This window comes from Micromonospora sp. M42, assembly GCF_000568915.1.
In the GTDB taxonomy this organism is placed as follows: domain Bacteria; phylum Actinomycetota; class Actinomycetes; order Mycobacteriales; family Micromonosporaceae; genus Micromonospora; species Micromonospora chalcea.
Genome location: NZ_KK037233.1, coordinates 4,630,987 through 4,654,946 on the forward strand (window position 1 = coordinate 4,630,987; position 23,960 = coordinate 4,654,946).

Sequence of the window (23,960 nt, forward strand, 5' to 3'; positions counted from 1 at the left end):
GTACACATGTGCTATCCACAGGCTGTGGACGCAGCCTGTGGGCGGGATCGGGCCTGCGCGGGGAGGGCGCGCGGCGATAGCGTGAGGGCCCGGGCACCCCGAGGAGGCGGCCGATGCTCATCGCCCAGCTCAGCGACCCGCACGTGACCACCGGCCCGCTCGCGGCCGACCCGGCGTCCGGGCTGCACCGGGCGCTCGGCACGGTGCTCGCGCTGCGTCCCCGGCCCGACTGCGTGGTGATCACCGGCGACCTGACCGCCAACGGCCGGCCGGACGAATACCTCGCCCTGCGCGAGATCGTCGGCGCGTTCCCGCTACCGGTGCACCTGGCCACCGGCAACCACGACGACCGCGAGTCGCTGCTCGACACGTTCGGCGGCACCCCCTACCTGGCCGGCGGCTTCTCGGCGCACTACCACGTCGACCTGCCGGACGCGACGCTCGTGGTGCTCGACTCGCTCACCCCGGGCAGCACCGGCGGCCGGCTCGGCGACGAGCAGCTCGCCTGGCTCGACGGGGTGCTCGGCGGGCGTACCGACGCGCCCGCCGTCGTGTGCCTGCACCATCCGCCGGTCGCGGTCGGCGTACCGGGCATGGACGCGATGGGCCTCGCGGACGCCGACGCGCTCGCCGCCGTGGTCGGCCGGCACCCCCATGTCGTACGCGTCGCCGCGGGGCACCTGCACCGCCAGGTGACAAGCGCGTTCGCCGGTACGGTGCTGACCGTCGCGCCGAGCACGTGGATCCAGGTGAGCCTGAGTATGTCCGACGAGGAGGAGCCGGGGTTCGTCGCCGAGCCGACGGCCTTCCTGCTGCACCTGGTCGCCGACGGCGGCTGCGTGACACACACCGTCCAGGTCAGCCACGCCGCCGGGCGCACCTGCTGGTTCTGACGGCGACGCCGATGCTCTGGTACGTCGCGTACGGCTCGAACCTGCACGCCGCCCGGCTCGACTGGTACCTGCGTGGCGGACGCCCACCCGGCGGGCTGCGCACGTACCCCGGCTGCCGGGACTGCCGGCCACCGCGCCGGACCGTCCCGGCGCTGATCCCCGGCGGGGTCTATTTCGCGGGCGAGTCGCGGGCCTGGACCGGCGGCATGGCGTTCTACGACCCGCAGCTGCCCGGCCGGGCGGCGGCGCGCGGCTACCTGGTGACCGTCGAGCAGTTCGCCGACATCGCGGTGCAGGAGATGTACCGGCCGCCGGGCGCCGACCTGGCCGGTATCCGCGCGGCGGTCGAGACCGGGCGGGCGAGGCTCGGGCCGGGCCGCTACGAGACGCTGCTGCGGGTCGGCGTCCGCGAAGGGCTGCCGATGCTCACGTTCACCGCGCCGCACCGCGCGGTGGAGGTGCCGTGGACCCGGCCCGCTCCGCTCTATCTCGGGATGCTGGCGCGCGGTCTGCGGGAGGCGCACGGCTGGGACACCGCGCGGATCGTCGGCTACCTGGCGGGCCGTCCGGGAGTCGCCGGGCGGTGGAACCGGCGGGCGTTGCGCGGGCTCGTCGCCGCCACCCACAGCCGGCTTTCGAACCGGCTCTCCGGGGCTTCGGTCGAATTCGGACAGTCCGTTGCGGATGTCGATCCGTCAGACGTGAACGACCGTTCGGCTCGCGATGGGTGTCCGCCAGGCGCTGATTCCGGCGAGGACGGTTGCCAGCGCAAGGAATTGCGCGTGACATGAGCGTCGGCGCCGGCTCCCTGTCCCTGGGAGCCGGCGCCCTTCACGACGCGGGCATCGACAGCGAGCGCCGCGCGGAAATTCACCAGACCGTCATGTCCGACTCGTCCGGCGGACCGGTACGGGTCTCCCACCACGTCGACGATTCCGAATGCCACCCCGGTCGACCTGAGGCCCGGTGGATGAGAAGCTACCCCCGAGCGGGGGTGGCGTTCCCCGATTGCCGCCTTCCACGATCGACCCCTGTCATGGCACGGACCAGGGCCACCGGGCGAACCATCGTCCGGACACCAGCATCGGTATCTCACGAGGAGTTCCATGTCCGTCACCGGGATGCGACGCCGGGCCGTAGTCGGCCTGGCCGCACTCGCCGCGACCGCGTTCACCGCTGTCGCCGTCACCCCCGACCAGGCCGAGGCGCGCCCGAAGCCGGTCGACGTCCAGCTGCTCGCGATCAACGACTTCCACGGCAACCTGGAGCCGCCGAGCGGGTCCAGCGGCACCATCGACGGCCAGCCGGCCGGTGGCGCGGAATACCTGGCCAGCCACCTGAAGTCGATGCGCGCCGAGGCCAAGAAGCAGGGCAAGGGCACCGTCACTGTCGCCGCCGGTGACCTGATCGGCGCCTCGCCGCTGCTGTCCGCCGCGTTCCACGACGAGCCGACCATCGAGGAGATGAACCTCGCCGGGCTGGAGTTCGCGAGCGTCGGCAACCACGAGTTCGACGAGGGCGCGGCCGAGCTGCTGCGCATGCAGCGCGGCGGCTGCCACCCGGTGGACGGCTGCGCCGACGGCACCCCGTTCGGCGGCGCCAAGTTCAAGTACCTCTCGGCGAACGCGTTCAAGACCTCCACCGGCCTGCCGCTGATGCAGCCGTTCGGCATCAAGATCGTCAAGGGTGTGCCGATCGGCTTCATCGGGATGACCCTGGAGGGCACCCCGAACATCGTCAGCCAGCAGGGCGTCGCCGGCCTGCGGTTCAGCGACGAGGCCGACACCGCCAACAAGTACGCCAAGATCCTGCGCCTGCTCGGCGTCAAGAGCATCGTCGTGCTGCTGCACGAGGGCGGCGTGCAGAACGGCGGCGGCATCAACGACTGCACCGGGTTCAGCGGCCCGATCGTCGACATCGCCAACCGGATGGACCCGTCCATCGACGTGATCGTCAGCGGGCACACCCACGCCGCGTACAACTGCAACATCAACGGCAAGCTGGTCACCAGCGCCAGCTCGTTCGGCCGCCTGGTCACCCAGATCGACCTGAAGATCGACCCGCGTACCCGCGACGTGGTGAGCGCGTCCGCGAACAACGTGGTGGTCACCCGGGACGTGGCGCCGGACAAGCCCTCGACCGACCTGATCAACCGGTACAAGACCGCGCTCGGCCCGGTGGCCGACCGGGTCGTCGGCGAGACCACCGCGGCGATCACCAAGACCCAGGAGAACCTGTACCAGACCGGGGTCGACGTCAACGGCAAGCCGACGTACCAGACCGGTGAGTCGCCGCTGGGCAACGTGATCGCCGACGCGCAGCTCGCCGCGACCGACACCGAGCAGAACGCGGTCGCCGCGTTCATGAACCCCGGTGGCGTACGCGCCGACCTCGACGCCGGCCCGGTCACCTACGCCGAGGCGTTCACCGTGCAGCCGTTCGCCAACAACCTGGTGACGCTCGACCTGACCGGCGCGCAGCTCTACTGCATGCTGGAGCAGCAGTTCACAGTGGCGCGCGTGCTCTACGCGTCCTCGACCGTCAACTACGTCGTGGACGTCGACGGCACCACCGCGCCGGCCGGCACGCCGTGCGCCGGCACCCGGGTGGTCCGGGGCAGCCTCACCATCAACGGCACCCCGGTGACGGACACCGCCACCTACCGGGTCACCGTGAACAACTTCCTCGCCGGTGGCGGTGACGGCTTCAGCGTCCTGACCGGCGGCACCAACGCGGTGACCGGCCAGATCGACCTGGACGCCTTCACCGCGTACCTGACCGAGAAGTCGCCGGTCTCCCCGCCGGCGCTGGACCGGATCCGCACCACCACCGAGGTCGCCGCCGGCTGACCGCCGACCGCACCGCCGACGGGCCCCGGAGCGAATGCTGCGGGGCCCGTTCGCGTGTCAGGCCGCCGGGGACGTGTCCCGGGTCAGGTCGCCCGCGCGGGCTCGGGCTCCGGCGTCTCGGCGGCCGTCAGGCGGCCGTCCTGCGCGGCGGTGAGCAGCGGACGCAGCGACAGCGCGAGCAGCGAGGCGGCCAGGCAGCCGCCCACCACGACCGCCACCCAGACCCGGCCGTTCGCCGCGCCGATCAGCGGCCCGGCGGTCACCGGGCCGACCACACCGCTGATCCCGAAGATCATCGAGCTCATCGCGTTGTACCGGCCACGCAGCTCGTCGGTGGCGAGCGCGTTCGTGAGCGCGGGCATGACCGGAGACAGCATCGTCTCGCCGAACCCGAAGATCGCCGAGCAGGCCACCACGCCGAGCGCCGCGAGCAGCGCGTTGCCGCTGCCCACCACGCCGGCCGCGCCGAGCACCAGCCACGCGCCGGCGAACACCGCGCCGACGGTGGCCAGGGCACGGGTACGGCTGCGCCCCTCCAGCCGCCGGATCACCAGCAGCTGGGAGAGCACGATCATGACGGTGTTCGCGGCGAGCGCCCACGCCACCACGCGCGGCGTCACCTCGACCACCCGCACCGAGTACGCCGCGAAGCCCACCTCGATCTGCGCGTACCCGCAGGTGGTGAGCACCAGGCCGAAGATGACCAGGCGGCGGAACGGCCGGTCCCGCAGCACCGTGAGGTAGCCGCCGGTCCTCCGATCGGCGGCCTTCGCCCCCGTGGCCGCGACCGGCCGGCGCCCCACGTGCGGCAGCGTCAGCAGGATCAGCGCCGGCGTCAGGTAGCTCACCGCGTCCAGCAGGTAGATCACCTCGAACGTGACCGGACGGGCCACGTCGACCACCGCGCCGGAGATCAGGCCGCCCGTGCCGATACCGAGGTTGAGCAGCGCGAAGTTGAGCCCGAAGACGCGCTGCCGCTCGCCGTCGTCGGTGAGCGAGGCGAGGATCGTGTTCTGCCCGGCCCAGATCGCCGAGCTGCCGACGGCGATGAGCGTCATCACGCCGAACGCCGAGGCGGTCGAGTAGACGAGGTGAGGCAGATGACGCCGATCGCCTCGATCACCAGGCAGGGCAACACGACCCGGCGCGCGCCGAAGCGGTCGATGAACGTGCCGGCCAGCGGCGAGAGCGCCAGCGTGACAGCGCCGAACCAGCCGATCACCAGCCCGGCCCGGGTGTCGGTCAGGCCGCGTACGTCGGTGAGGTAGATGAACAGGAACGGCAGGGTGAGGCCGCGACCGACCGCGGAGAACAGGGTGCCGAGCAGGATCCGGCGGGCTTCGGGACGGGCGGGCAGGGCGCGGCGCAGCATGGCAGGGATTCTGTGCTTCGGGTACGACTCTCGCGACCCGTTTACCCCTTACACACGCGGTCGCTGGGCCGGAAGGTGAGCGAACACACGTGCTCTGCCATGCTGACCCGGTGACGACGACCTGGCGGCACCTGCCCGCACCGGCCCGCGAGATCGCCGAGACGGCCACCGACGCGGTGGGCGCCGCGCAGGCCCGCGACGCCGAGGCGTACGCCCCGGCCGTCGAGCGGCTGGCCACCGCCGACCGGTCCGGGCTGGTGCTCGGCGGTGTGGTCCGGCTGCTGCTGGAGGAGGGGCATCCGGACGGGCTGGACGGCGACGACGTACGCCAGGTGCTGGAACAGTGCGTCCGGTCGGCGGCGGCCTGGTGGCCCGACGTCGACCCGCACGTGCTGCTGGTGCTGCTGGCCGGGGCGCTCGGCGTCTACGACCCCGGTGACGACGACAATCCGCCCGGCCCGGCAGCGGTCGCCCGGCACGCGCCGCTGCTCGTGGCCGACCTGCTGGCGGTCACCGGACGACCGTTCGCCGAGTACCTGACCGCCGCGTTCGCCGAGGTGGCGCGCACGGAGACGCACGACTGACGGACCCGTTGGCCGGCGGCTCACCGGCCGGCGGCTGGCGCGTCGGTTTACGGGCCCGCGGCTGGCGCGTCGGCCTACGGGCTCGCGGCCAGGAAGACGAACGCGGCGAGCAGCACCAGGTGCACGCCACCCTGGAGCACTGTGGCCCGACCCGGCACCACGGTGAGCACCGCTGTGACAGCGGTCAGCGCCAGCAGCGTCATCTGGGTGCCGCCCAGGCCCAGCATCAGCGGCCCGTCCAGCCAGATCGAGGCGATCGCGATGGCCGGGATGGTCAGGCCGATGCTGGCCATGGCCGAGCCGAGCGCGAGGTTGAGGCTGATCTGCACGCGGTCCCGCCGGGCCGCCCGGGCGGCGGCGAGCGTCTCCGGCAGCAGCACCAGCAGCGCGATGACCACGCCGACGAACGCCTGCGGCAGGTTCGCCGCGCTGACCGCGGTCTCGATCGCCGGAGAGATCGTCTTCGCGTCGCCGACCACCGCGACCAACGCCACCACCAGCAGGGCCAGGCTGGCCAGGGCGGTACGTGTGGACGGCGGCTCGGCGTGGCCGTCGCCGGTCTTGTCCTCGGCGAGGATGCTGCCCTCCTGGGTGACCGGGAGGAAGTAGTCGCGGTGCCGGCCGGTCTGCACCATCACGAACAGCAGATAGAGGGCCAGCGAGGCGACCGCCGCGAAGGCGAGCTGGGCGGGGGAGAACTCCGGACCCGGCCGGCTCGTGGTGAACGTCGGCACCACCATGCTGAGCGTGGCGAGCGTCGCCACCGTCGCCAGCGCCCCTCCGGTGCCCTCCGGATTGAACACCGCCACCTGCCGGCGCAGCGCGCCGAGCAGCAGCGACAGGCCGAGGATGCCGTTGCAGGTGATCATGACGGCGGCGAAGACGGTGTCCCGCGCCAGCGCCTGCGTCTTGTCCCCACCGCTGATCATCAGCGTGACGATCAGACCGACTTCGATCACGGTGACCGCCACCGCCAGCACGAGCGAGCCGTACGGCTCACCGACCTTGTGCGCCACCACCTCGGCGTGGTGTACGGCCGCCAGCACAGCCGCGGCGAGCAGGGCCGCCACCACGAAGATGAGCGGGCCGGGCAGCTCCCGTCCCCAGGTCATCACGAGCACGAGCACGGCGACCAGGGGCGCGACGGTGGTCCAATCGGTCAGGCGGGATCGGATCATCGGCGGCATGCGCATAACTTTGCCAGGCGGCAGGGTCGACGCCGCGTGGCGGGGTGGCCTCGGGCAGTCCTGTCGATCTATTCGGTCGAGGCCGTTTGCTCCACATGGGTGGGCAGGTCACGGAGGTTCGCGATCACCGGTCCGATCCAGCCGGGATCGGTGTCCTGGTGCTCGGTGGTCCGCAGCACCGTCATGCCGACCGCCGCCGCGCCGGCCAGTTCGCCGTCCGCGCCGTCGCCCACGTAGACGCATTCCGCCGGCGCGACGCCCAGGCGCTGCGCGGCGGTGCGGTAGATCGCCGGGTCCGGCTTGGCCAGCCCGACCGCGCTGGAGAAGACCGCGACGTCGAAGCGCCGGGCGAGTGGGCCGGCCGCCCACGCCTCGGCGGTCTCGGAAGTGGCATTGCTGATCAGGGCCAGCCGGTGGCCGCGCTCGCGCAGCGCGTCGAGCACGTCCAGGGTGCCGACCGGGACGCGGCCCAACACGCGGCGGGCCAGCGCACGCCGATGCGCGGCGGCGCGGCTTACCTGCTCGTCCGTCGGCGAGCCGCCGAGGCGTTCGGCGAGGATGCGGACGGTCTCCTCCGCGCTCCACCGGACGAGCCGGTCCCGCCACGTCGCGTGGTACGCGGCGACGAGCGCCGCCGGAGCCACCCCGACCAGGAGCGCCATCTCGCCGACCACCCGGTCCCGCTCGTCGTCGGCGCCGTGGACCAGGGTGTGGAAGAGGTCGAAGACGACCGGCCGTGGCATGCCGGGATCCTACTGCGAGGGTGATCACGGCTGGGGAAACGCAGAGGGCACATCCGATGGATCGGATGTGCCCTCTTACCTCTGGTCGGGGTGGCCGGATTCGAACCGACGACCTCTTCGTCCCGAACGAAGCGCGCTACCAAGCTGCGCCACACCCCGAGGCGTGCCGACAAATAGTAGCCCACCCGCCCGCACGGTCAAACTCGGTACCCCCCCGCCCCGCGCGGGCGGCAGATCTTGGTACGAACCGGCCCTCGGAGGGGCGGGCGCGTACCAAGATCTGCCGGGAAGCGGGGACGCCGGGCGGCGGGGTCAGCGGGAGATCAGCGTGAGGATGCTGGCCTCGGGGGGGCAGGCGAAGCGGATGGGGGCGGTGGGGTGGGTGCCGAGGCCGGCGGAGACGTGCAGCCACGAGTCCGAGCCGGGCCAGCGGTGCAGTCCGCGCGCCATCGAGCGGGGCAGCCCGCAGTTGGTCACCAGCGCGCCGTACCCGGGCACGCACACCTGGCCGCCGTGGGTGTGCCCGGCGAGCAGCAGGCCGAAGCCGTCGGCCGCCATCCGGTCCAGCACCGCGGGCTCGGGGGAGTGGGACAGCGCGATCGACAGCGCCGCGTCGCCGCTGACCGGGCCGGCCACGGCGTCGTAGTCGTCGCGTTCGATGTGCGGGTCGTCCACGCCGACCAGCTCGATCTCCCGCCCGCCGGCCTTGAGCGAGGTGCGTGCGTTGTTCATGTCGACCCAGCCGGCGCCGGTGAGGATGTCGCGTAGTTCCTCGTACGGCAGGGGCGTGCCCTCGGTGTACTCCCGGTCGGGCAGGAAGTAGGTGAAGGGGTTCTTCAGGACCGGGCCGGTGTAGTCGTTGGAGCCGAAGACGAACGCGCCGGGCAGGTCGAGCAGCGGTTGCAGCGCGCGCAGCACGCCCGGCACCGACTCCGGGTGGGCCATGTTGTCGCCGGTGACCACGACCAGGTCCGGGTCGAGCGCGGCCAGCGAGGCCACCCAGTCCTGCTTGCGCCGCTGGGCGGGCATCATGTGCAGGTCCGAGAGGTGCAGCACCCGCAGCGGTTCGGCGTCGGTCGGGAGCACCGGCACGTCGTACCGGCGCAGGGTGAACATGTTGCGCTCGATGAGCGACGCGTACGCGAGGGTGGCCGCCCCGGCGGCGACGGTTCCGGCCGCGAGACGGAATAGTGTGCGCTTTCGCATGGCGTTCAGGGTAGTTTCACCGTCCATGAGCACGCTGAAGGACCGTCTCACCGCCGACATGCGCGCCGCCCTGAAGGCGCGCGACGAGCTGACCACCTCCACGCTTCGCATGGCCCTCGCGGCCGTGGGCAACGCCGAGGTGGCCGGCCGGGAAAAGCGCGAGCTCAGCGACGACGAGGTGCTCGCGGTGCTGGCCAAGGAGGCGAAGAAGCGCCGCGAGGCGGCAGTGGCGTTCGCCGACGCCGGGCGCGCCGAGCAGGCCGGCAAGGAGACCGCCGAGGGTGAGGTGCTGGAGCGCTACCTGCCCAAGCAGCTCTCCGACGAGGAACTGGCCGAGCTGGTCTCGGGGGCGCTCGCCGCGGGCGGCTTCACCGGCAAGGCGCAGATGGGCCCGGCCATGAAGGCTGCCCAGGCCGCGGTGGCCGGCCGCGCCGAGGGGGGCCGGGTGGCCGCCGAGGTACGCCGCCAGCTGGGCCTCTGACCGTCCCGTAGACACAAGAAGAAGCGACGGCCACCCCCTTCACGGAGGTGGCCGTCGCTTCGTCTGGGATCAGTTCCCCGGTCGTCCTGGTCGGCCGTTACCCGGTCCGCCCGGGCCACCTGGTCGGTCCGGCGTCGCGGTGCCGCCCTGGTCCGAGTCGCCCTTGCCGGAGCTGACCTCGATCATGACGACGCCGCCCTTGATGGTGCGCCCGTTCGGGCTGGTGCCGGCCGCGGTGCCCGCCGGGCAGTCCGACGCCACCTTGTTGCTGGAGACCACCGGCTCGAAGCCGGCGCCCTTGAGCCGGGACTTCGCGCTCTCGATGGACGCGCACTTCACATCCGGGATGGACCGCTGGTCACCCAGGACGATCTTGCCGCTGGGCGGGGTGAAGTTCTTCCGGTCCTTGCCCTTCATGGCGTCCCGCAGCGTCTCGTAGACCGCCGGGTTGATGCCGGTGGGCACGTCGTGGCCCATCTTCTGGTTGGTCTGCGGCCAGTCCGGGTCGGCCATGATGCCGGCGACCGCGTACTGCTTGGTCATGGCGACCAGCGAGGAGGTCTTCTCCGAGTCGGTGGTGCCGGACTTGCCGGCCACCGGCGCGTCGACGATGTTGCGGACGTTGCCGGCGGTGGCGGTGCCGCACTTCGTGGTCGAGGAGCGGTCACCCACCGGGCAGCGGGCGGCGTCCACGGCGGCCCGGGCCACCTCGGTGCTGACCCGCTGCTCGCAGCGCGGGTTCGCGACGTCGAGCTTCTCGCCCTCCGGGCCGCGGATCTCCTGCACCGGGATCGGCTCGCAGTACTTGCCGTCGGCGCCGAGCGTCGCGTACGCGTTCGCCAGCTCCAGCGGGGTGGTCTGCGAGACGCCGAGGCTGAACGCGCCCCACTGGTGCGGGTTGGCGGCAAGTTGCGCGTCGCTCGACGAGCGGAACGAGATGCCGAGCTTCTGCGCCGCCTTCACCACGTTCTCCGCGCCGACCCGCTGCTGCAGGTCGATGAAGAACGTGTTGACCGAGAAGCCGAAGCCGCTCCACATGTTGTGCATGCCGGCCATCGAGGCGTTGGCGTTCTTCGGGCAGTACTTGTTGGTGCCCGGGCAGGCGGCCGGCGAGTTGAACTCGACCGGGTAGTTCGACTTGAACACCGGCTGCGCGTTGATCGGGTAGCTGAGCGGGTAGCCCTTCTCCAGCGCGGCCACCAGCGTGAAGATCTTGAAGGTCGAGCCCGCCTGGTAGCCGGCGATGCCGGGGCCACCGGTGATCAGCGGGTTCACCGTGTTGGGGTAGTTGCCCCGGATCTTCTTCTTGGCCTTCGCCGGGTCGCTGGAGATCTTGTTCTGCGGGTCGTCCGGGTCGTCGAGCTTGAAGTTGCGGTTGACGGCGACGGCGCGTACCCGGCCGGTGCCGGGCTCGACGGCGGCCACCATCCGGGCCGCCTTGCTGCTCTCGCCCAGGTTCTTGCGGACGGCCTTGTCAGCGGCCTTCTGCGCCTGCACGTCGAGCGTGGAGATGATGGTGTAGCCGCCGCTCTTGAGCCGCCGCTCACGGTCGTACGAGGTGGCGCCGAACGTCTCCTGCTGCAGCCACCAGCGGTAGAGGTAGTCGCAGAAGAAGCCCCAGGAGCGGGTGGTGGTCTGGGTGCAGCCGTTCGGGGTGCGCTTGCCCTTGACGACGAGCTTGATCTTCTTGGCGGCGTCCGCCTCCTGCTGGGTGATCGCCCCGATCTGCACCATGTTGTCGATGACGTAGTCGCGCCGGCCGACCGCCTCGGGATAGCCCGCGGGGGTGGTCGGGTCGAACGCGGTGGGCGCCTTCACCATGCCGGCGAGCATGGCCGACTCCTGGATGTCCAGCTTGCTCGGCGGCTTGTTGAAGTAGACCTGGCTGGCCGCCCAGATGCCGTACGCGCCGTTGCCGAACGCGGCGATGTTCAGGTAGCGCTCCAGGATCTCGTCCTTGGAGAGCTCCTTGTCGATCTGCAGCGCCAGGCTCATCTCGCGCAGCTTGCGGGCGCTGGTGTCCTCGGTGGCGGCGACCACGTCGGCCGGGTGGGTGGCCGAGTAGGAGATGGCCAGCCGGACGTACTGCATGGTCAGCGTCGACGCGCCCTGCCGGGAGGAGCCGGCGGCCTGGTTGTTGACGAACGCCCGTGCCACACCGTTGAGGTCCACGCCGTTGTGCTTGTAGAAGTCGTGGTCCTCGGCCGCGATGATGGACTTCTGCATGTGCGGCGAGATGTCCTTGAGCTTGACGTCCTTGCGGTTCTCGTCGTACATCGTGGCCAGCACGGTCTTGCCGTCGGACGCGAGCAGCTTGGTCATCTGCGGCGACCGGGCGACTGTGAGCTCCTTGGGCAGCGCGCCGAATGTCTCCGAGCCGGCCTTCGCGGCCAGTCCGGTCATCGCCACCGCGGGGAAGGCCGCCGCAGCGACCACCACTCCGGCCAACAGGCCGCAGATCAGCAGCGATGCGGCGTTGGTCAGCACGTTGTGGTCACGTTTCCGCATCCAGGTCACCTCGACAGGGTACGCGAGCAGGGATCGGCGGGCGCGCGGGGAACTTTCCCCATTTCCTGCATGCGCCGGCCTCGTTGTGCTAAACGCACGAGCCCTGGTCCTGGGTTGCGTGAGATCCGGCGGAAGTCTCTCTGAAACCCGGGAGGGGCGCAGCGTTTTCACGTACCCGGGCGGGGTAGACGCCGGGCGAAAGCCCGGGAAGCCGGGAGTGTCCGGAATGATGGATTTCGCCGACAACGTTGCGTAATCGGGCGACTACACAGCATGATGGTGGCGGCGAAGGCAGCCGTGCGTCGTTCGTGCCGCCCTGGGGAGGCCGGCGCGGACGACCGGGGGGAGTTCGAGGGCTGCTCGCACGAAGTCGGTAGGTACTGCAAGGGGGGACGTGTACAGATGGGCATGATCACTGACTGGCCGTCACTGGCGGCATGTCAGAACGGAGACCCGGACGCGTTGTTCGTACAGGGCGCCGAACAGAACGTGGCGAAGAGGATCTGCCGGAGCTGCCCAGTTCGGTACGAGTGCCTGGCCGACGCGCTCGACAACCGGATCGAGTTCGGTGTGTGGGGTGGCATGACCGAACGCGAGCGCCGGGCGTTGCTGCGCCGTCACCCGCAGGTGACCAGCTGGCGCAAGATGTTCGAGGCGGCCATGAAGAAGAACGCCAAGGAGAAGGCCGGCAAGGACAAGGTCCTGGTGACCACTGCCACCTGACCGCCAGGTCAGCTCCGGCTGATCGCCTCGCCGATCGTCCGCAGCCCGTCGACGTCGTGCACGTCGGCGGGCTGCGCGGCCACCGACACCGCCGGCACCGCCGGGAACGCCTCGGTGAACCGGGCCGCCACCTGCTCCTCGCGTACCGCCTGCTGGGCCAGCGCGGCATGCGCGCGCAGCACTTCGACGGTGCCCTCGTGCCCGCCCGCCGCGGCCAGCCGCTCCGCGGCGGCCAGGCTCTCCGCCGCGGACAGGTCCGCCGCCGGCCGGTGTACCCGGTTGAGCACCAGCCCGGCCAGCGGCATCTGCTCTTCCCGCAGGCGACCCGCGAAGTAGGCGGCCTCCCGGACCGCGTCCGGCTCCGGGGCCGCGACCAGCAGGAACGCCGTCTCCCGGGCCTGCAGGATCCGGTACGTCTGCTCGGCCCGCTGCCGGAACCCGCCGAACATCGAGTCGAGGGCGGCGACGAAGCCGGACAGGTCGGTGAGCAGTTGGGCGCCGAGCACCTTCTGCACCACCTTGGAGAACATCCCGAAGCTCGCCGTCACCAGGTTGAACATGCTGCGTCCGCCGGTGCGCGCCGGGGCCAGCAGCAGCCGCAGCATGCGGCCGTCGAGGAATCGGGACAGGCGGGCCGGAGCGTCCAGGAAGTCGAGCGCGGACCGAGACGGCGGCGTGTCCACCACGATCAGGTCCCACTCGCCCCGGGCGTGCAACTGGCCCAGCTTCTCCATCGCCATGTACTCCTGCGTACCGGCGAAGGTGGAACTCATGGCCTGGTAGAACGGGTTGGCGAAGATCTCCGCGGCCTTCGCCGGGTCGGTGTGCTGGAGCACCACGTCGTCGAACGTGCGCTTCATGTCCAGCATCATGGCGTGCAGCTCGCCGCCGCTGGCCTCGACGTCGATGCCCTTGACCTGGCGGGGTGTGTTGTCCAGCTCGGTCAGGCCGAGCGACTGCGCCAGCCGGCGGGCCGGGTCGATGGTGAGCACCACGGTCCGGCGGCCGTGCCGCTCGGCCGCGCGCAGCGCCAGCGCCGCGGCGGTGGTCGTCTTGCCCACGCCGCCCGCCCCGCAGCAGACCACGATCCGTACACCGTCGTCGGCGAGGATCTGGTCGACGTCAAGCGGAGGCGCCGCGTCTTCGGAAGGCACCAATCGAGCGTATCGGTCCCGAGGGGCACTCTGCTCCGTGCCGGTCGCAGGTGTGAGTCAATCCGCCCGGACGAGGGTCTCGGCGAGCGCCTCCAACCCGGCCCGGTCGACTCCTCCGGGCAGCAGCGGCAGTTCGATCATGGGCAGGCCCAGCTCCACCAGGTCGCCCCGGAGCGAGTCCTCCAGCTCTCGGCGTACCTGCTGGTCGTGGGCCTCCTCGACGAGCCCGGCCACGGTCGGGCCGTCGGTCGGCAGGCCGGCGGCGGCCAGCCCGCGCTCCAGCTCGGCCGCGGTCACGGCCCGGCCGGCCGGCACCGGCGGGCGGACGCCGTTGACGATCACCCGGCCGACCGGGAAGCCGAGCTGGGTCAGCTCGGCGACTGCGTCCAGCGTCTCCTGGACCGGCATCTCCTCCAGCAGCGTGACCACGTGCACGGCTGTCATCGGCGACCGGAGCAGCGCGGAGACGCCCTCGCTCTGGGTCTTGATCGGGCCGACCTTGGCCAGCCGGGCGGTCTCCGCTGTCACGTTCAGGAAGCGGCCGATGCGCCCGGTCGGCGGCGCGTCCAGCACGACCGCGTCGTACGTCCGGCGCGAGCCGCTGGTCCGGGTGGTCGCCTCCTTGACCTTGCCGGTGAGCAGCACGTCGCGCAGGCCCGGCGCGATCGTGGTGGCGAAGTCGATCGCGCCGAGCTTGCGCAGCGCCCGCCCGGCCGCGCCGAGCTTGTAGAACATGTCCAGGTATTCCAGGAGCGCCGCCTCGGCGTCGACCGCCAGCGCCCGCACCTCACCGCCGCCGGGCGCGTCGGCGAGGTGCCGCTCCTCGTACGGCAGCGGGTCGGTGCCGAAGAGCTGGGCGATGCCCTGCCGGCCCTCCACCTCGACCAGCAGGGTGCGCCGGCCCCCGGCGGCCAGGCCGAGGGCCAGCGCGGCGGCCACGCTCGTCTTGCCTGTGCCGCCCTTGCCGGTCACCACGTGCAGGCGGGCCGGCCATCTGCCGGCGGACTCGGCCGGCTGCTCACTCGCTGCCACTCGTCGAGCCTAACCAGCCGGCCGGATCAGCCGACCTCGCAGACCCACCAACCCGTCTTCCGCACCACTGTGAAGCGCAGGGACTGCTCGGCGACCTTCTCGTCGGCGGTGGTCATGGTCACCCGGGCGGAGACGGTGGCCCGGTCGCCGGTCTCGTTGTCGACGGTCGGGTTGCTCCAGCGGAACCGGGGGTTCTGGTACTGCTCGGCGTACTTGCGCACCTCGGCGACCTTGGCGGCGATCTTCTCGTCGTCCCGGGCCGCCGAGCAGACGAACGTGGCCGCCTTCTCGGCGTCCCGCTCCTGGTAGACGGCCTTGAGGAAGCCGTCCACCGCGATCTGCGGTTCCTTCGCTCCCTGGCCGTTCTCGGCGTCGCGCAGGACCAGGAACGCGGCAGTGCCCCCACCGCCGCAAAGAAAAGACCGCGGCGGCCAGCACCAACGAGGCGATGAGCAGCGCCGGTCGCTTGCGTGGCGGGCCGCCGGGCGGGCCGGGCGGATACGCCGGTGGCCCGGCGACAGGAAAGGCGCCCGGCGGTGTGCCGCCGCCGGGCGGTGATTGTGGGTGCGGGTCGCCGGGCGTGCCGGTGTCGCCACCGGCGGGCGGTTGGGTCATCTGTCTCCCCCGGGTTGCGGCTCCCGTCGCCGCCCCAGGCGACGGGCACGGGTCGAGGTGGTCGGGCGCGCGTCCGCGCGTGCCCAGTCCGGAAGGGTAGCGGTCGGCGGGGCGCTTGCCAGCCCCGCGTACGCACCGGCGGGAGGCGAGTTCGCGGTCGCGTTCCGGACCAGGCTTGTGTCACATATGTGACTGGTTGTGACGAAGCATGCGCGTCCCGTTGCCGGGACTGGCCGGAGGTCCTACGTTCGTCCCGACACGGAGAGCCGGACCCGCCGGACGGTGCCGAGGCGGATGGCGGTGTCAGTGAGCAGGTACGACGCCCGGAGGCGACGCATGCGCGACGCGGAGAACACCCCCCGAGCCCAGTTCCCCGGCGACCGGTCCGGCCGGCCCGGCGAGGCCGACGTGCCCGCCTCGTTCAACGAGCGGTCGTACCGCCTTCCGGTCGAGGTGGTCCGGACGCCGTCCCGCCCCGGCGCGAAGGGGCGGGACGAGGACGAGCCCGGCTACGTCATCCACCTGCCGGTACGGGTGGCCGACCTCGCCGCGGCCACCGCGCTCGCCGGCACCGTGGCCACCTCGCTGAGCTTCCTGGTGGAGCTGGACGCGGGCGAGACCACCGTCTCCACCGCCGACGACCAGAACAACAGGCACCGGGTCTTCTGCGATCTGCTGCTGCCCGACCGCAGCCGGTGCCCGCAGCGCTTCGAGCACGAGGGCCCGTGCGGCGAGCCGCCCTCCGCGCCGGAGCCGCGTCCCGCGTCCCGTTGACGACGGCGGACCGTAGGCTGTGCCTGACCGAAGTCCAAGTCAGGCAAGGGAGCCCTCCTCCGATGCAGAAGTGGGAATACGCCACGGTGCCGCTGCTGGTCCACGCGACCAAGCAGATCCTCGACAACTGGGGCGAGGACGGCTGGGAACTGGTCTCGGTGGTGCCCGGCCCGAACCCGGAGCAGCTCGTCGCGTACCTGAAGCGCCCGAAGGGCTGACCGGCATGAGCAACGGACCCCACGCGAAGCTCGCCGAACTCGGCCTCGCACTGCCCGAGGTGGTGCCGCCGGTGGCCAGCTACGTGCCGGCCGTCCAGTCCGGGCAGCACGTCTACGTCTCCGGCCAGCTGCCGATGGCCGAGGGCAAGCTGCTCGCCACCGGCAAGGTCGGCAACGGCGTCTCCGCCGAGCAGGCGAAGGACCTGGCGCAGCGGTGCGCGCTGAACGCGCTGGCCGCGATCGACGCGCTGGTCGGGCTGGAGAACGTGGTGAAGGTCGTGAAGCTGACCGGCTTCGTGGCCAGCGCGCCCGGCTTCACCGGCCAGCCCGGTGTGATCAACGGTGCCTCGGATCTGTTCGGCGCCGTGTTCGGCGAGGCCGGCCGCCACGCCCGCAGCGCGGTGGGCGTGGCCGAACTCCCCCTCGACGCCCCGGTAGAGGTAGAGGTCATCGTCGAGGTCGTCTGACCCGCGCCGACGAGCCCGCGATCTTGCGGTTACCGCCCTGGCAGAAGCCCCAGACGGGGACAAACCAGCGGCGGGAACTGCAAGATCGCGGGGAGTGGCCGGGGGAGTCGTACGATCGCTGCCATGGGTGGGCGTGTGACCGGGGCCGCTGGGGCGCTTGCAGATGGGCTGCCGGGGTGGGTGACGCTGTTGCGCGCGCCCAATCCGGGGCCGATGACGCTCGACGGGACCAACACGTGGGTGCTGCGGGCCGGGCCGGACGCGCCGGCCCTGGTGGTCGACCCGGGCCCCACCGACGAGGGGCACCTCGCCGCGATCGCGGCCCAGGGGCCGATCGGCGCGGTGCTGATCACGCACGGGCACCCCGACCACACCGAGGGCGCGCCCCGGCTGCGTGAGCTGCTCGACGGCGTACCCGTGCTCGCCGCCGACCCGGCCCACACCGCCGGCGGTGACCCGCTCACCGCCGACACGCGCCTCGACCTGGGGCTCGACCTGCGGCTGCTGCCCACCCCCGGGCACACCGCCGACTCGGTCTGCCTCCTCGCCGAGCACGACGGCGATCGGGTGGTGCTGACCGGCGACACGATCCTCGGGCGGGGCACCACCGTGGTGGCCCACCCCGACGGGCACCTCGGCGACTATTTGTCGAGCCTGGAACTGCTCTCCACGTACCGGGAGGTCCCGGTGCTCCCGGGCCACGGCCCGGCGCTCGCCGACTGCGGCGCGGCGGCCGACTTCTACCTGGCCCACCGGCGGGCCCGGCTGGACCAGGTGCGCGCCGCCGTGGCCACGGGCGCCACCACCGCGCCCGAGGTGGTCGCCGTGGTCTACGCCGACGTCGACAGGTCGCTGTGGTGGGCCGCCGAGTGGTCCGTCCGCGCCCAGCTCGAACACCTCGGAGTGGAGCAGCCGTGACCTGCCCGGTGTGCGGGACGGTAGCGGTACCCGGGGCGCGGTTCTGTCACAACTGCGGCGCGGCGCTGCCGGCCGCCGCCACGCTGCCCGCCGCCGAACGCCGCGTGGTGACAGTGCTCTTCGGTGACCTGTCCGACTTCACCTCCTGGTCGGAGGACCTGGACCCGGAACGGGTCGGCGCGGTCACCGACCGGGTGCTCGCCGCCCTCGCGGGCGCGGTCAAGACGTTCGGCGGCCACGTCGACAAGCTCACCGGCGACGGGATCATGGCGGTCTTCGGCGCGCCGGTCGCCCACGAGGACGACGCCGAGCGGGCGGTCCGCGCGGCGCTGTCCATGCAGCGCGCGGTGCGGCGGGTGCTCGACGACGAGCGGGGCGGCGGCGCGCCGCTGGGCCTGCGCGTCGGCCTCAACACCGGGGACGTGATCGCGGGCATCCAGGCGGCGATCGAGTACACGGTCATCGGCGACACGGTGAACACCGCCGCGCGGCTCGCCGACGCCGCCGCGGTCGGCGCGGTCTACGCCGGGGCGCGCACCTCCGCCGCCACCCGGCACGTCGCCTCCTGGCGGGCGCTGCGCCCGCTGCGGCTCAAGGGCAAGCGGGAGCCGGTCGAGGCGTACGAGCTGCTGGGCCTGCTGGACGCGCCCGGCACCCGGTCCGGTCTCGGCGACGAGGCGCCGTTCGTGGGCCGGGAGACCGAAATCGGCCGGGTCGCCGGCCGGCTCGCCGAGGTGATCGACCGGGGCGAGCCCCGGGTGCTGCTGATGACCGCCGAGGCGGGCATCGGCAAGTCCCGGTTCGCGGCCGAGGTGGAACGCCTCGCCGCCGGATACGACGTCGGCGCCGGCCGGTACGCCGCGCACACCGGCGCCCGGGTGCTGTCGGTGCGGTGCGCCGCGTTCGGCGAGCGCCGCCGCCTGGCCCCGCTGGCCGACCTGGTCCGCGCCGCCGTCGGCCTGCCCGGCGACGCGGCCACCGCCGTCACCCGCCCGGCCGTCGAGGAGCGGCTGCGCCGCCTCGGCCAGCGCCTGTCCCGGCTCCCCGGCGACCCGCCACCGATCGCCGTGGACCAGCTCCTGGCCCTGCTCGGGTACGCCGAACTGCCGCCCGCCACGGAGAACGGTGAGTGGAACGCGGCCGGGCCGCCACCGGACGACGAAGCCGTGCCGACCGCTGTCGCGGACCTGCTCACCGCGCTCGCCGTGGAGGCGCCGCTGGTGATCGTGGTGGACGACCTGCACGACGCCACGGCCGAGACGCTCAAGGCGTTGGCGCTGACCCTCAACCGGCTCAGCGGGCCGGTGCTCGTGCTGCTGCTCGGCCGTCCCGAGCTGGTGCGGACCGCCGGCGCGCTGACCCGGGTCGCGGACGCCGAGGTGCACGCGCTGCCGCCGCTGCGCGGCGCGGACGCCTCCCGGCTGCTCACCAGCTACCTCGCCGGTGGCCGCATGCCCCAGGCCGACACGGACCGGCTGCTCGCCACCGCCCAGGGCAACCCGTTCTACCTGGCCGAACTCGTAACGCTGCTGATGGAGCGCGGCGCGCTGACCGCCGGGCCCGGCCGCGGCGCGGACGTCGGCTGGCGTCTCGCGCCCGGCTCGCTCGGCAGCCGGCTGCTCTCCCGGGACCTGGCCGCGGTGCTCGCGGCGCGTATCGACGCGCTGCCGCCGGATGCCCGCTCGGCGCTGCGCGACGCCGCGGTGGTGGGCGACACAGTGCCCGCCGGTGCGCTGGAGGCGCTGCGCGAGCAGCGGCTCGGGCAGGACGGCCGGCCCGCCGCGGTGGCCGCCGTCGAGCTGGACCGGGCCGTGGAGGAGCTGCTGCAACGCCGCATGCTGCACCGCACCCGCACCGGGTTCGCCTTCGCCACCCCGCTCATGCGGGAGGCCGCGTACGCCGGGGTCAGCAAGGCCGAGCTGGCCGAACGGCACGCGGCGCTGGCCCGCTGGGCCGCGCCGGAGAGCGTGGACGGGACGGGCGGCGCCCCGGCGGGCGCCTTCACCGAGGCCGCCCGGGACGACTTCGTCGCCGAGCACGTCGAGCGGGCCACAGCGCTCGCCGACGCGGTCAAGCTGCGCCCGGACGCGCCGGCCCGGGCGGTCACCCCGCTGGGCGTGGCCGCGCTGGGCCGGGCCGCCCGCCGGTCACTGCGGTCGGGGGAGCCGGCTCTCGCGGTCGAGTACGCCGAACGCGCGGCCGAGCTGGCCCGCGACGGCGTACCGCCGGCCGACCGGGTGACGCACGCCCGGGCGCTGCTCCAGATCGGCCGCCCGGCCGACGCGCTCGCGTTCGCCGAGAAGATCGCCGCGAACACCGGTGACCCGGCCACCCGGACCGCCGCGCTGCTGCTGGCCGGGCAGGCCCAGCAGACGCTGGGTGACGCCGAGCGGGCCGAGCGCAGCTGGCAGGAGGCGTTGCAGGTGGCCACCGACGCCGACCTGCCCACCATGCGGGCGTCGGCGATGCGGCGGCTCGGCATGGCCGACTTCATCGCCGGCCGGCTCGGGCAGGCGAGCAGCCGGCTGGCCGCGTCCTATCAGGTCAGCCTGGCCGCCCGGGATCCGCGCGGGCAGGCCTGGTCGTTGCAGAACCTGGCCTGGGTGACCACCACCCGGGGCGACTTCGCCGGCACCGACGCGGTGCTCGGGCGGGCCGCCCGGCTCTTCGCCGAGCTGAAGGACCCGTACGGGCGGGCCTGGCTGCGCGGCACCACCGCGTTCGCCCGGCTGCTCGCCGGACGGCTGCGGGAGGCGTGCCGGATGGCGCGGGTGTTCCTGCCGTTCGGGGAGCGGGTCGGCGAGGCGTGGGCGGTCGGCACGCTGCGCGCGGTCGAGGCGTACGCCACCGCCGAGCTGGGCGACCTGGCCGAGGCGGACCGGGGGCGCGGCGCGCGTACCGGGACTTCGCCGAGGTGGGCGACGACTGGGGACAGGGCTTCGCGCTCGTGGTGCGCGGCGTGGTGGCGCGCGGGCTGGGCGAGCCGGAACACGCCGCTGACCTGTTCACCGACGCGCTCGAGTACGCCGACCGCACCACCCACCCGCTGCTGACCGGCATGGCCGGGACGCTGCGCGGCTTCGTGGCGCTGGACATGGGCGACCACGAGACCGCCGAGCGGGAGGCACGGTCGGTGCTGACCCGGGTGGAGCCGCACAACCCGCAGGCCCCGGCCCAGGTCGCGCCCCGGGTGCTGCTCGCCATGGCCCGCCTCGCGGCCGGTGACCCGGGCACCGCCGGGGGCTGCTCGCCCCCGGTCGCCACCGGCGCGGCGAACGCGCCCTCGCTGCTGTTCTCCCGGCGGCAGACGATGGCCCGGTACGCCGCCGCGCTGCTCGCCCACGGCCAGCGCGAACAGGCGCTCGACTGGGCGCAGCGGTCGATCACGGCGCCGGCCGAGGACGTGCGCAGCCAGGTGGTGGCGCGGCTGGTGCTGGCCGAGGCGCTCGACGCGTGCGGCCGCCGGGCCGAGGCGCTGACGAACGCGGAGGAGGCGGTACGCCTCGCGTACGCCACCGAACAGCGCAGTGAGCGGATGGTCGCCGACGCGTTGCGGGTCCGCCTCTCCGGCGGCTGATCGCCCGTGTTCTGACGGTTCCGGGGATGTGTTCGTCGGTGGAGCCGGTTAGCGTGGGCGGCGACAGTCGTGGATCGACTGCCGCCTCCCGGTGCGCGCCTGCGTCACCGGCGGACCACGCTGGGGAGGGACGATGAGGCTGCCGCGCTCGGGCGCCGGCTGGACGATCGCGGTCTTCGGGCTCCTCGCGCTGCTCCTCGGCGCGCTCGGCCTGATCTGGCCGGAGACTCAGCTTCGTCTGCTCGGCTTCGAGGTGCCGGCCGAACGCGCCCCGGGCGACTACACCGGCACGTTCCTCACCGCGTCGTCGATGGCCTCGTTCAACATGGGGGTCTACTACCTGCTCGCCGTCGCCACCGAGTGGCGGCCGTTCTACCGCTTCACGGTCTGGTTCCGCCTGGTCACGTTCACCGTCTTCACCATCGCGGTGCTGTCCGACGTCGCGCCGGACCGGTTCTTCGCGGTCGCCGCGTGGGAAGGGCTGGGCGCGGTCGCGACAGCCGTCGGCCTGTGGTGGGACGCGCGCCGGGCGGGCACCGCCACTGACGACTCCGCGCCGGATCCGGTGCCGGCCACCGATGCGGCCCGCTGAGCGGCCGGACCAGTTGGGTATTTTCGAACCGTGACCGAGACCCCGCCCGGCGCCGTGCGGCTGCCAATCGTGCCCGGTCTGACCGATCTGCAGGTGTTCGCCCGGGGCGGCTACGCCACCATCTACCGGGCCACCCAGATCTCGGTGGGGCGCGAGGTGGCGGTCAAGATCGAGAACCGGACGCTGGACAGCGAACGCGACCAGGCCCGCTTCCTGCGCGAGGCCCGCGCCGCCGGGCGGATGTCGTCGCACCCCCACGTGGTCGACCTCTTCGACGTCGGGGTCACCGTCGACCAGCACCCCTACCTGATCATGGAACTGTGCGACGGCTCGTACGCGGAGCGGATGCGCACCTCGCCGCTGGGCCCGGAGGAGACCCGCGACCTCGGCGTGAAGATCGCCGACGCGCTGGCCCACTCGCACGCGGCGGGCGTGCTGCACCGGGACGTCAAGCCGGCAAACATCCTGCACTCCGAGTTCAACTCGGCGGTCCTCGCCGACTTCGGCCTGGCGGTGCTCGCCGAGTTCCGTGACTCCTCGGTCATGCTGGAGGCGCTCACCCCGGCGTACGCGCCGCCCGAGACGTTCAACCACAGCCCGCCCAGCCCGGCCGTCGACGTCTACTCGCTGTGCGCCACCCTCTACGCGGTGATGTACGGCCGGCCGCCGCGCTGGCACTCGGAACGCAACCCGAGTCTGGTGACCGTGCTGGAGATGTTCCAGCAGCCCATCCCCGGGCTGCCCGGGGTGCCCGGCGAGCTGATCGACGTACTCCGGCTGGGGATGTCGAACGACCCGGGTGCGCGTCCCTCCGCGGTCGAGTTGCGCGGCCTGCTCGCCGGGCTGCCGCTGGACGGCGCCCCGGCCGGCGGCGCGCTCTACGACGGCGCCGAGCGCTACCGCCGTAGCGGCGGCCCGAACCCGCGCCCGCCCGCCGACGACGACCACCCGACTGTGGCGTCGCGGGCCCGCCGCTGGCCCAAGCGCTGGTTCCTCGGCGGCGCCGGGGTGCTCGCGCTGGCGGCGTCGGCCGGTGGCGGCTGGCTGGCCGCCGGTCACACGCCCGCCGCTCCGCCGACCCCGGTGACGAGCGGCGTGGCCGGGGGGCCGGTGCCCGGCTGCGCGTCCGCCGACGTGCGGCTGCCGGCCGGCGGCGGTGCGCTTCCGAGCTGGAGTGCTTCGGTCCGGTAAGACTGCGCCGCGACCGGGCCGAGGCGAGCCGGGTTGCCTGGGAACGGCCAGCACACCTGGAAACGTACGCCGCGGGTGACATGCCGCCCGGTCTCGCCGGCGCCAAGCACGACGCGGTGGTCGCCGACCCGGCCGTCGGCAAGGTGTGCAACCCCGACACGTTCCGGGTGGTCAGTGGCGCGGACCCGGCGAACGGATGGAACCTCGAGGTGCTGCCGCCGGAGACCGACGCCGACCGCACCTACCGGTGCCTGGCCGGGCGGGGAGTGAACGCGCTCGCCGGGCCCACGCTCACCGGCCGCTGAGCCCTCGGCTCTGCCGCACCGACCTCGGGTCGAGCGTCTCCAGCGTGTCGGCGTCCACCGCGGTCTGCGTCCGCAGGCCGCGTACCGCCCGCGGGTCCAGCGTCTCGAGCGTGTCCGCGTCGACCGGATGGCCGCCGGGGGCGCGCAGGTTCCGTACCGCCCGGGGGTCGATCGCCTCGAGCGTGTCGGCGTCCACTCCGTACCCGGCCTCGGGCAGCCAGGTCTCGGGCGACGGGGTGTGCCCACCACCGCTGACGGGCTGGCGGGCCGCGGTGATCGTCACCCCGGCGATCATGCCCAGCACGACGCAGACCAGGGCCAGCACGACCGACAGGATGCCGGGCGGGCGCCACACCGCGAGGGCCACCACCGCCGCAACCGTCGCCAGGGACGCGACGACGGCCTTCGCCCGCGCATCGGGCTTCGGGAACGATCTCACCCGACAAGCATGGCCCAGCGCGGCAACCTGTCAACCGGCGGGCCGAGACGGCTTCCCGTCAGTCACGCTCCACTTCGGAGCGGCAGAAGCGTCGATCGAGCAAAAATCGTTACATCTGTTGGCCGGCTGCCG

Annotated in this window: 22 protein-coding genes, 1 tRNA gene and 2 pseudogenes; 14 read left to right on the top strand and 11 right to left on the bottom strand. The window is 73.0% G+C overall.

Features of this window, described 5'->3' with window-relative positions; all coding sequences use genetic code 11:
• Positions 1–113: 113 nt before the first annotated feature.
• The 3 genes from MCBG_RS21320 to MCBG_RS21330 all read left to right on the top strand — a co-directional run bounded on the left by MCBG_RS21320 (position 114) and on the right by MCBG_RS21330 (position 3,742).
• Entirely contained in the window at positions 114–893 is a 780-nt protein-coding gene (locus MCBG_RS21320) for a phosphodiesterase (RefSeq protein ID WP_043327850.1), read from the top strand.
• Between the two features lie 206 nt (positions 894–1,099).
• Positions 1,100–1,684 (top strand): hypothetical protein, encoded by a 585-nt coding sequence (locus MCBG_RS21325; protein WP_223201288.1) that lies wholly within the window; start codon positions 1,100–1,102, stop codon positions 1,682–1,684.
• A 315-nt stretch (positions 1,685–1,999) separates the two neighbouring features.
• A complete protein-coding gene (locus tag MCBG_RS21330; protein WP_043327851.1) occupies positions 2,000–3,742 on the top strand; it encodes a bifunctional metallophosphatase/5'-nucleotidase in 1,743 nt (580 codons plus the stop codon).
• 83 nt (positions 3,743–3,825) lie between these two features.
• On the opposite strand, the gene MCBG_RS21335 is transcribed toward MCBG_RS21330, so the two are convergent.
• Entirely contained in the window at positions 3,826–4,800 is a 975-nt protein-coding gene (locus MCBG_RS21335; protein ID WP_255358622.1) for an MFS transporter, read from the bottom strand.
• A complete protein-coding gene (locus MCBG_RS34830; RefSeq protein ID WP_255358623.1) occupies positions 4,800–5,114 on the bottom strand; it encodes an MFS transporter in 315 nt (104 codons plus the stop codon). Before MCBG_RS34830 ends, MCBG_RS21335 begins: the two co-directional genes overlap by 1 nt.
• A 110-nt stretch (positions 5,115–5,224) precedes the next feature.
• On the opposite strand from MCBG_RS34830, the gene MCBG_RS21340 reads away from it, so the two are divergent.
• On the top strand, positions 5,225–5,698 hold the full coding sequence (locus tag MCBG_RS21340) for a hypothetical protein (protein ID WP_223201289.1): 474 nt from the start codon (positions 5,225–5,227) through the stop codon (positions 5,696–5,698).
• A gap of 74 nt (positions 5,699–5,772) precedes the next feature.
• Here MCBG_RS21340 and MCBG_RS21345 read toward each other — a convergent pair whose 3' ends face one another.
• From MCBG_RS21345 to MCBG_RS21360, 4 genes are all read right to left on the bottom strand, one after another.
• Positions 5,773–6,876, bottom strand: coding sequence for a calcium:cation antiporter (locus MCBG_RS21345; RefSeq protein ID WP_043330855.1), 1,104 nt, complete (start codon positions 6,874–6,876; stop codon positions 5,773–5,775).
• A 77-nt stretch (positions 6,877–6,953) separates the two neighbouring features.
• Positions 6,954–7,628, bottom strand: coding sequence for an HAD family hydrolase (locus MCBG_RS21350; protein ID WP_043327853.1), 675 nt, complete (start codon positions 7,626–7,628; stop codon positions 6,954–6,956).
• Positions 7,629–7,710: 82 nt separating this feature from the next.
• Positions 7,711–7,787, bottom strand: a tRNA-Pro gene (locus MCBG_RS21355).
• A 153-nt stretch (positions 7,788–7,940) separates the two neighbouring features.
• Complete coding sequence (locus MCBG_RS21360) at positions 7,941–8,834, bottom strand: metallophosphoesterase (RefSeq protein ID WP_043327854.1); 894 nt, start codon at positions 8,832–8,834, stop codon at positions 7,941–7,943.
• Positions 8,835–8,859: 25 nt separating this feature from the next.
• Between MCBG_RS21360 and MCBG_RS21365 the strand changes: the two genes are divergently transcribed.
• Positions 8,860–9,315: a GatB/YqeY domain-containing protein gene (locus MCBG_RS21365; RefSeq protein WP_043327855.1), complete on the top strand. Its 456-nt coding sequence runs from the start codon at positions 8,860–8,862 to the stop codon at positions 9,313–9,315.
• 69 nt (positions 9,316–9,384) lie between these two features.
• On the opposite strand, the gene MCBG_RS21370 is transcribed toward MCBG_RS21365, so the two are convergent.
• A complete protein-coding gene (locus MCBG_RS21370) occupies positions 9,385–11,823 on the bottom strand; it encodes a penicillin-binding protein (protein ID WP_043330857.1) in 2,439 nt (812 codons plus the stop codon).
• 402 nt (positions 11,824–12,225) lie between these two features.
• Here MCBG_RS21370 and MCBG_RS21375 point away from each other — a divergent pair, with 402 nt between their 5' ends.
• Positions 12,226–12,546, top strand: coding sequence for a WhiB family transcriptional regulator (locus tag MCBG_RS21375; protein WP_043327856.1), 321 nt, complete (start codon positions 12,226–12,228; stop codon positions 12,544–12,546).
• A gap of 8 nt (positions 12,547–12,554) precedes the next feature.
• Here MCBG_RS21375 and MCBG_RS21380 read toward each other — a convergent pair whose 3' ends face one another.
• The 3 genes and pseudogenes from MCBG_RS21380 to MCBG_RS21390 form a co-directional block, all read right to left on the bottom strand.
• Positions 12,555–13,703, bottom strand: coding sequence for an ArsA family ATPase (locus tag MCBG_RS21380; protein WP_181373731.1), 1,149 nt, complete (start codon positions 13,701–13,703; stop codon positions 12,555–12,557).
• A 54-nt stretch (positions 13,704–13,757) separates the two neighbouring features.
• Complete coding sequence (locus MCBG_RS21385; protein WP_043327858.1) at positions 13,758–14,732, bottom strand: ArsA family ATPase; 975 nt, start codon at positions 14,730–14,732, stop codon at positions 13,758–13,760.
• Positions 14,733–14,758: 26 nt separating this feature from the next.
• A pseudogene (locus tag MCBG_RS21390) lies at positions 14,759–15,347 on the bottom strand (hypothetical protein).
• Positions 15,348–15,683: 336 nt separating this feature from the next.
• On the opposite strand from MCBG_RS21390, the gene MCBG_RS21395 reads away from it, so the two are divergent.
• From MCBG_RS21395 to MCBG_RS35280, 8 genes and pseudogenes are all read left to right on the top strand, one after another.
• A complete protein-coding gene (locus MCBG_RS21395) occupies positions 15,684–16,121 on the top strand; it encodes a hypothetical protein (RefSeq protein ID WP_043327859.1) in 438 nt (145 codons plus the stop codon).
• 62 nt (positions 16,122–16,183) lie between these two features.
• Entirely contained in the window at positions 16,184–16,339 is a 156-nt protein-coding gene (locus MCBG_RS32610; protein ID WP_013289021.1) for a DUF4177 domain-containing protein, read from the top strand.
• Between the two features lie 5 nt (positions 16,340–16,344).
• Positions 16,345–16,806 carry a RidA family protein gene (locus MCBG_RS21400; RefSeq protein ID WP_043327860.1) on the top strand — a complete coding sequence of 154 codons (462 nt, stop codon included), beginning with the start codon at positions 16,345–16,347 and terminating at the stop codon, positions 16,804–16,806.
• Positions 16,807–16,929: 123 nt separating this feature from the next.
• Positions 16,930–17,724, top strand: coding sequence for an MBL fold metallo-hydrolase (locus tag MCBG_RS21405; protein ID WP_043327861.1), 795 nt, complete (start codon positions 16,930–16,932; stop codon positions 17,722–17,724).
• A pseudogene (locus tag MCBG_RS21410) lies at positions 17,721–21,301 on the top strand (adenylate/guanylate cyclase domain-containing protein). The gene MCBG_RS21405 and the pseudogene MCBG_RS21410 overlap by 4 nt, the downstream one beginning before the upstream one ends.
• A gap of 133 nt (positions 21,302–21,434) precedes the next feature.
• Positions 21,435–21,893 (top strand): hypothetical protein, encoded by a 459-nt coding sequence (locus MCBG_RS21415; RefSeq protein WP_043327862.1) that lies wholly within the window; start codon positions 21,435–21,437, stop codon positions 21,891–21,893.
• A 30-nt stretch (positions 21,894–21,923) separates the two neighbouring features.
• Positions 21,924–23,084, top strand: a complete 1,161-nt coding sequence (locus MCBG_RS21420) for a serine/threonine-protein kinase (RefSeq protein WP_369799319.1) — start codon at positions 21,924–21,926, stop codon at positions 23,082–23,084.
• 80 nt (positions 23,085–23,164) lie between these two features.
• Positions 23,165–23,389, top strand: coding sequence for a hypothetical protein (locus MCBG_RS35280; RefSeq protein WP_369799320.1), 225 nt, complete (start codon positions 23,165–23,167; stop codon positions 23,387–23,389).
• Here MCBG_RS35280 and MCBG_RS21425 read toward each other — a convergent pair.
• The gene (locus tag MCBG_RS21425) at positions 23,376–23,828 is read right to left on the bottom strand and encodes a hypothetical protein (protein ID WP_043327863.1); all 453 of its coding nucleotides are present in this window, start codon (positions 23,826–23,828) and stop codon (positions 23,376–23,378) included. The two genes, MCBG_RS35280 and MCBG_RS21425, sit on opposite strands and share 14 nt — an antisense overlap.
• Positions 23,829–23,960: the final 132 nt, after the last annotated feature.